Origin of the sequence: Stenotrophomonas sp. HMWF003, from assembly GCF_003061285.1 — a bacterium.
Lineage (GTDB): Bacteria > Pseudomonadota > Gammaproteobacteria > Xanthomonadales > Xanthomonadaceae > Stenotrophomonas > Stenotrophomonas maltophilia_AP.
Genome location: NZ_QAIW01000079.1, coordinates 1 through 5732, shown reverse-complemented (window position 1 = coordinate 5732; position 5732 = coordinate 1). Strand labels below are relative to the sequence as shown.

The 5732-nt window shown below is 70.9% G+C and carries 6 protein-coding genes; all 6 read left to right on the top strand.

Going from position 1 to position 5732, the window contains the following annotated elements:
- Positions 1-285: 285 nt before the first annotated feature.
- Positions 286-1485: an MFS transporter gene (locus DBR34_RS03075; protein WP_128095650.1), complete on the top strand. Its 1200-nt coding sequence runs from the start codon at positions 286-288 to the stop codon at positions 1483-1485.
- Positions 1482-2681 carry an isochorismate synthase gene (locus DBR34_RS03070; protein ID WP_128095649.1) on the top strand — a complete coding sequence of 400 codons (1200 nt, stop codon included), beginning with the start codon at positions 1482-1484 and terminating at the stop codon, positions 2679-2681. Before DBR34_RS03075 ends, DBR34_RS03070 begins: the two co-directional genes overlap by 4 nt.
- Positions 2681-4333, top strand: coding sequence for an AMP-binding protein (locus DBR34_RS03065; protein WP_128095648.1), 1653 nt, complete (start codon positions 2681-2683; stop codon positions 4331-4333). The genes DBR34_RS03070 and DBR34_RS03065 overlap by 1 nt, the downstream gene beginning before the upstream one ends.
- A complete protein-coding gene (locus DBR34_RS03060; protein ID WP_128095647.1) occupies positions 4333-4968 on the top strand; it encodes an isochorismatase family protein in 636 nt (211 codons plus the stop codon). Before DBR34_RS03065 ends, DBR34_RS03060 begins: the two co-directional genes overlap by 1 nt.
- A complete protein-coding gene (locus DBR34_RS03055) occupies positions 4965-5231 on the top strand; it encodes a phosphopantetheine-binding protein (RefSeq protein ID WP_128095646.1) in 267 nt (88 codons plus the stop codon). Before DBR34_RS03060 ends, DBR34_RS03055 begins: the two co-directional genes overlap by 4 nt.
- A partial coding sequence (locus tag DBR34_RS03050; protein ID WP_258223630.1) for a condensation domain-containing protein occupies positions 5228-5732 on the top strand: 505 nt, incomplete at its 3' end. The genes DBR34_RS03055 and DBR34_RS03050, both read left to right, overlap by 4 nt.

Below are 5732 nucleotides of genomic sequence, written 5' to 3'. Positions count from 1 at the left end.
GGGAGGAAATGACGCCATTGCAAAGACCGTGGTGGGGGTGGAGCCAGCTTAGTCGGGTCGGTGTGTGCACGGGTTGATCGACATCAATGTCCCGCACGCAGGGGCGCATCCGTGTTGTCCATCACGCACGGATGAATGCCGCGCCACCGCCGGCAGGAAACTGCGAATGCGACCTGTTATCATTTGAATGGATAGCCACGGCGATCCCCGCATCGTCGAAGCCGATCGATCCGACGCGCCGCCTTGCAGCGCTGCGCGCCCTATTCCCTGATTGGCAGTGGTGTTATGCATGAGCGTTCGGTAGTACCCGGCTTGCCGGCCCTGGTGTTCGCGGCCCTGACCGGCACCATGGCGATGATGGCCTACGTGGCGGTAGTGGGGCCGGTGGTGCGCCTGCTGGGGCTGGCCGAATGGCATGCCGGCCTGTCGGTCACCGCCGCCGGCGTGCTGTGGATGCTGTCCGCGCGCCGCTGGGGCAGCCTGAGCGACCGCATCGGTCGCAAGCGCGTGCTGCTGATCGCACTGGCGGCCTACGTGCTGATCTACGTCGCAATGGCGGTCTTCGTGGATGCTGCGTTGGCCCGACCACCGGCGCTGTGGCTGTCGGTGCTGGTACTGGTGGGCACGCGGGCGCTGGTAGGGCTGTTCTACGCCGCCGTGCCGCCGACGGCTGCCGCGCTGGTAGCCGACGGCGCCGCGCCGGGGCAACGCGCCTCGGCCATGGCCAAACTCGGCACCGCCAACGCGCTGGGCATGGTAGTCGGCCCGGCGGCCGCCGGGTGGATCGCGTATCACCAGTTGTCGCTCACCCTCTACATCGCCGCCCTGTTGCCGCTGCTGTCGCTCGCCGCCATCGCCTGGCGACTGCCGCCGGATGCGCCGGTGCGCACGGCAGTGAAAGGCCCGCGCGCGCGGCTGGGCTGGACCGATGCACGGCTTCGCCTGCCGATCCTGGCGGTGTTCGCGGCCATGGTGTCGGTCACCATCGCGCAGGTCACCGTCGGCTTCTTCGCCATCGACCGCCTGCACCTGTCGCCGGCCGACGGCGCGCGTGCGGCCGGCCTGGCACTGACCGCGGTGGGTGTCGGGCTGATCCTGGCGCAGGTGCTGGTGATGAAGCTGGTCGGCGTGCCGCCACGGCGCTGGATCGCCCTGGGTGCGCTGGTGTCCGGCATCGGTTTCGCCTCGGTGGCGCTGGTCGATGCGCGGTGGGAACTGCTGCTGGCCTACGCGGTGGCGGCGTTCGGGATGGGCTTCGTGTTTCCGTCATTCCAGGCGCTGGCCGCTGATTCGGTGCAGGCACATGAGCAGGGCGCCGCTGCCGGTACCGTGGCCTCGGTGCAGGGCCTGGGCATGGTGATCGGGCCGATGCTCGGCACGCTGTTGTACCAGTGGCGGCCCAGCGCGCCGTACCTGTTGGTGGGGGCACTGCTACTGGTGCTGTCGGTGGCCGCGGTGCGCCACCGCGATGGAGCGATGGCATGAACGACAGCACGCAGGCACACGTGGTGCGCGACGACGACAGTGTTGTGGCTGGCGATGCTGCCGTGGCCGCGCCGTTCCTGCTGCGGGCGCCGCTGCGCTCGCTGCACACCCGGGGGTGCCGGGCCCGGCTGCCGTCCGGCGGCACCGCCACCCTCGCCGCGCGTGTGGCGGCCTTTTTCGCTACGCCGCGCGCCGGCCTGCCGCTGCTGGTCGGCGCGTTGCCGTTCGATCCTGACAGTGACGACGCGCTGCACCAGCCGCAGGCCCTTTCGGACACGGCTCTTCCGTCGGCGCCGCCTGCCGCGCCCTTCACCGGTCGCATCGCCGCCGAACCCAGTGCCGCGCAGTACGCGGACGCGGTGGGCGCGGCGCTGCAGCACCTGCAGCAGCCGGCACCGGCGCTGCACAAGGTGGTGCTGGCGCGCAGCCTGCTGCTGCACGGTACGCATGACGTGGATCCGCACGCGCTGGCCGCGCGCCTGGGCCACGATCCCAGCGTGGCCACCTATATGGTGTCGCTGCCGGTCGATGCACAGGACCCACCGGCGTGGCTGGTGGGGGCCACCCCCGAGCTGCTGGTGTCGCGTCGCGGCAGCCGCGTGCTGTCGCATCCGCTGGCCGGTTCGGCCCGGCGCCATCCGGACCCGGACGAAGACGCACGGGTCGCGCAGGCGCTGCTTGGCTCGGCCAAGGACCACGACGAACACCGTCATGTCGTCGAGGCCATCGTTGCGGCACTGGCGCCGTGGTGCAGTCACATCGATGCCGAACCGCGGCCCTCGCTGCATGCCACCGCCACCATGTGGCACCTGGGCACGCGGATCGAGGCCACGCTGGCCGACGCCCGCACGCCGGTTGCTACGCTGGTGGCGGCGCTGCATCCCACCCCGGCGGTGTGCGGTACGCCGCGCGCGCTTGCGCTGGCCACCATCCGCACGCTGGAACCGGTGCCGCGCGGCTTCTATGCGGGCGCGGTGGGCTGGACCGATGCCGACGGTGACGGCGACTGGTACGTGGCGATCCGTTGCGCCCGCGTGCAGGGCGCGCAGGTGCGCGTGTACGCCGGCGCGGGCATCGTGGCCGGCTCACAGCCCGCGCTGGAAGTGGCCGAAACCGAAGCCAAATTCGGCGCCGTGCTGAACGCCCTGGGCGTCGACGCGTTGCCTTCTACACGCGATACCGGAGTTGCTTCCTGATGAATGACATGGCTTCCCCCGCACTGGTGCCGCTGCGCCAGAGCTGGCCGCCGGCCCTGGTGGCGCGCTACCGCGCCGCAGGGTACTGGCGCGGCGAAACACTGCCCGGCGTGCTGCGCGAGCGCGCCGCGCAGTTCGCCGATGACATCGCCGTGGTCGGCGGCGAGGTGCGGTTGAGTTACGCAGCCCTCTGGCAGGAAGCCGGCCGGATCGGCGCGGGGTTGCTGGCGCGCGGTCTGGTGCCGGGTGATCGGGTGGTGGTGCAGCTGGGCAATACGCCGGCCTTCGTGACGGTGGTCTGCGGGTTGTTCCGGGCCGGGTTGATCCCCGTGTACGCGCTGCCGGCACACCGCCTCACCGAGGTCAGCCATGTGATGCACAAGGCGCAGGCGCGCGGGTACATCGCCGCGGACAGGCAGGACGGCTTCGACTACCGCGTGCTGGCGCGCGAACTGCAGGCGCTGCTGCCGGCGCTGCAGCACGTACTGATCGTCGGCGACGCCGCCGAGTTCGGCGCGGTGGACGGCCTGCAGGGTGACGCGGCGCTGTTGCCGCCCGATCCGGACCCGCAATCGGTGGCGTTCCTGCAGCTGTCTGGCGGCAGCACCGGCTTGTCCAAGCTGATTCCGCGCACCCACGACGACTACATCTATTCGTTCCGCGCCAGCAACGAGATCTGCGCCATCACCCGCGACAGCGTGTACATGGTCGCGCTGCCGGCAGCGCACAACTTCCCGATGAGCTCGCCCGGGTTCCTGGGTGCGCTGTATGCCGGGGCGCGCGTGGTGATGAGTCCGGGCCCCGGACCCGACGCGGCCTTCCCGCTGATCGCGCGCGAGCGCGTCACCTGCGTGGGCCTGGTGCCGCCGCTGGCCTTGTTGTGGGCGCAGGCCGCAGCCACTACGACGCACGACCTGACTAGCCTGCAGGTGCTGCAGGTGGGCGGCGCCAAGCTGGTGCCCGAAGCGGCGCGACGGGTGATCGACAGCCTGGGCTGCCGTTTGCAACAGGTGTTCGGCATGGCCGAAGGCCTGGTCAACTACACCCGCCTGCACGATCCGCTGGACGTGGTGGTGGGCACGCAGGGCCGACCGATCTCGCCCGACGACGAGGTGCTGGTGGTGGACGACCACGGCCACCCGGTCGCCGAAGGCGGCATCGGCCACCTGCTGACGCGGGGCCCGTACACCATCCGCGCGTACCACAACGACCCGGCCGCCAATGCACGGTCCTTCACCGAAGATGGCTACTACCGCACCGGCGACATGGTGCAGCAGCTGCCCGGGGGCTACCTGGTGGTGCAGGGCAGGGCGGGCGACCATATCAACCGGGCCGGTGAAAAGATCTCCGCCGAGGAGATCGAAGACCATCTGCTGGCCCACGCCGACGTATTCGATGCCGCCGTGGTGTCCATGCCGGATGCCTTCCTGGGGGAACGCAGCTGCGCGTTCGTGATTGCGCACGGCACCCCGCCCACCGCCGCCAGCCTCAAGGCCTGGGTGCGCGGACGCGGCCTGGCCGCGTTCAAGGTGCCCGACCAGGTGGTATTCGTGGCGGCCTTCGGCACCACCGCGGTGGGCAAGATCAGCCGCCGCGAACTGCGCGCGCAGTTGCGCGCGCGTTACCTTGAACAGACAGGAGAACCGCGCTGATGGCGCTGCCGAAGATTGCCCCGTATCCGTTGCCGCTGGCCGGTGAACTGCCGCCGCCGCGCGGCCCCTGGGTGCCGCGCACCGAGCGCATGGCGCTGCTGGTGCATGACATGCAGCAGTATTTCCTGGCCGCGTTTGCCGCAGACGCCGCACCGCTTGCGCCCGCCGTGGCCAATATCGCGCGCCTGCTGGCGCACTGCCGTGCGCGCGACATCCCGGTGTTCTATACCGCCCAGCGCGGCAACCAGGACCGCCGCGACCGCGGGCTGCAGGCCGACCTGTGGGGCCCGGGCATGAGCGCCACCGCCGAGCACGAAACCATCGTTGGCGCCTTGGCGCCGGCTCCCGGCGACCACGTGCTGGTGAAGCACCGCTACAGCGCGTTCCAGCGCAGCAACCTCGACACGATGCTGCGCGCCCGTGGCCGCGACCAGCTGCTGGTGACCGGCGTGTATGCGCACATCGGCTGCGCGGCGACCGTGACCGAGGCGTTCCAGCGTGACATCGAGGCGTTCATCGCCGCCGATGCAGTGGCCGATTTCTCGCGCGCCGACCATGACCTGGCCCTGCACCTGATCGCGCGCACCTGTGGCGTGCCCCTGACCACCGACCAGCTGTTGAAGGCCCTGGCATGAATACTCCCGCACACGACCTCCCGCTCGACCTGGCGCGCATGCGTGCCGACGTGGCCGGCATGCTGGGCGAAACGCCCGAGACCATCGGTGACGACGACAACCTGATCGACCTGGGCCTGGACTCGATGCGGGTGCTGGGCCTGGTACTGGCCTGGAGCAACACCGGCATCGCGCTGGAGTTCAGCCACCTGGCCGAGCACGCCACGCTGGCCGGCTGGTGGGGCGTGGTGCAGCGGCTGCAGGGCAGCGCTGCCCGCGCATGAAGGCGGGGCAGGGCGCGGACGCAACCGACGCACACGCGCAGACGCACCCCCAGGGCCTGAGCGAAGCGCAGACCGGGCTCTGGTATGCGCAGCGACTGGCTGCTGCGCCGGCGGCATTCAACACCGCCCATGCGTTGTGGATCGACGGCCCGTTGGACGTCCCACGCTTCGTGGCCGCCGCCAACGCCGCCGCGCACGAGGCCGAGGCGCTGGCGCTGCGGATTGCCGACAGCGCCGACGGCGTGCCGCAGCAATGGCATGTGCCCGCGCATGTGCCGCTGCTGGAGGTGGTGGACCTGTCCGCGCTGCCGGACCCAGCCGCGGCCGCGCGCACCGCGATGGACCAGGACCGCCTGCGCGCGGTGGATCCGGCGCGCGACCGGCTGGCCCAGCAGCGCCTGTTCGTGCTGGGCGACGCGCGGCATCTGTGGTACCTGCGCGTGCACCACCTGGCCACCGACGGCTACGGCATGGCGCTGTTCAGTGAACGGGTCAGCGCAC